Here is a 1,491-nt window from a genome sequence, read left to right as displayed (position 1 = left end):
GAGCCGCATCCCGCGCTCGCTCCACGCGATGGCTTGCTCGGCTTCGCCGCTCCAGCCGAGGATGACGCTGCCCAGAATGTAGGTCAGGGCGGATGACGGGCTGACGGCAAGCGCGGCTTCCAGGGCGGTGAAGGCGGCCTTGCGGTCATGTCCATCCATGCCGATCGAAAACCCCGCAAGGGTAAGCGCGGCCGCGTCGTCCTGTCCGTGCAGGATGGCCAGCCGGGCATGGCGTACCGAAGCCTCGCGATCGGCTTCCTGCAAGCCGGCGCGAAGGAACAGGCAATGATGGCACATGGCGGCATTGCCGTGGGCAAGCGCATAGGTCGGCTCGAGTTCGATGGCGCGTTCGAGCAGCACGAGCGCCTGCGCCACCCGTTCGGGCATGCCGGAATCCACGTCCGGCTGGGCGCGCAGCACGAGGTCGTAGGCATCGAGACTGTCGGGGCGCTTGCGCCTCACCCTCTCGATTTCGACGCGCCGCAGGCTGGGCGCGATCGCGCCGACGGCCGCCAGCGCGATCTCATCCTGGAGCGCGAAAATATCGGCGGAGGCGCGGTCGAAGCGCTCGGCCCATATGTGGGCGCCGGTCGAGGTGTCGATCATCTGGCCGGTGACGCGCACGCTGCCGCCGGCCCTGCGCACGCTGCCTTCAAGCACATAGTGGACGCCGAGCTCGCGGCCGACCTGCTTCACGTCCACCGCGCGCCCCTTATAGGTGAAGGAGGAGTTGCGCGCGATGACTAACAGCCAGTTGATGCGCGCCAGGCCGGTGGTGATGTCGTCGACGATGCCGTCGGCGAAATAGTCCTGCTCCGGATCACCGCTCAGGTTCGAGAACGGCAGAACCGCGATCGAAGGCTTGCCGGGCCATGTCAGCGTTGCCGCCTCGGGGCCGAGACCACCGATCGCGACCTCGGGCCCGACATAGCGATAGCCGTGCCGCGGCAGCGTCTCGATCCAGCTTCCGCCGCCGGCCGCGCTCTCCAGCATGCGCCTGGCCGCCGCGATCTGCACCGTCAGATTGCTGTCCTCGATCGCTTGGCCCGGCCATGCGGCGTCGATCAGCGCCTGCTTGGGAACCGGCTTGCCCGTGCGTTCGACAAGCAGCGCCAGCAGCGCGACGGCCCGTTGGCCGAGCGGCGTCGGCTGGTCACCGTGGAACAGGATCCCGGCTTCGCCGTCGATGCGAAAGGGGCCAAAGGCGAGGCTTTTTTCCATTCCCGAAGGAGATACCGTTTGCGATCTTTTCGCAATGATTTCGCAACGGCTTCACGACCGGCCGGCCGGGTAGAGGCATCCTGTGCCGGTGGCTGCGGGAAAAAGCAGCGAACCGATGGAGGATCAAATGAGCGCCGCCCCTGTCATCCGGATGCCCGACGAGACCAAGGGGGTCATGCTGCGTGGCCAGCCGATGGTGTTTCTCGTCACCGGCGAGGATACCAGCCACAAGAGCATGTTCGACTGGACCATAACGGCCGGCTTCGCCAC

1 protein-coding gene and 1 pseudogene are annotated in these 1,491 nt (G+C 66.8%); one reads left to right on the top strand and one right to left on the bottom strand.

All coding sequences use genetic code 11. From position 1 onward, the window contains the following. On the bottom strand, positions 1 to 1,221 hold a 1,221-nt coding region (locus FJ980_RS31330), incomplete at its 3' end, for a winged helix-turn-helix domain-containing protein (protein ID WP_140547405.1). Between the two features lie 127 nt (positions 1,222 to 1,348). Between FJ980_RS31330 and FJ980_RS35625 the strand changes: the two are divergent. Next, positions 1,349 to 1,491, top strand: a pseudogene (locus FJ980_RS35625) (cupin domain-containing protein); the annotation flags it as partial.

It is taken from the genome of Mesorhizobium sp. B1-1-5 (assembly GCF_006443065.1).
Taxonomy (GTDB): Bacteria; Pseudomonadota; Alphaproteobacteria; order Rhizobiales; family Rhizobiaceae; genus Mesorhizobium.
This window is presented reverse-complemented; position numbering and strand designations above follow the sequence as displayed.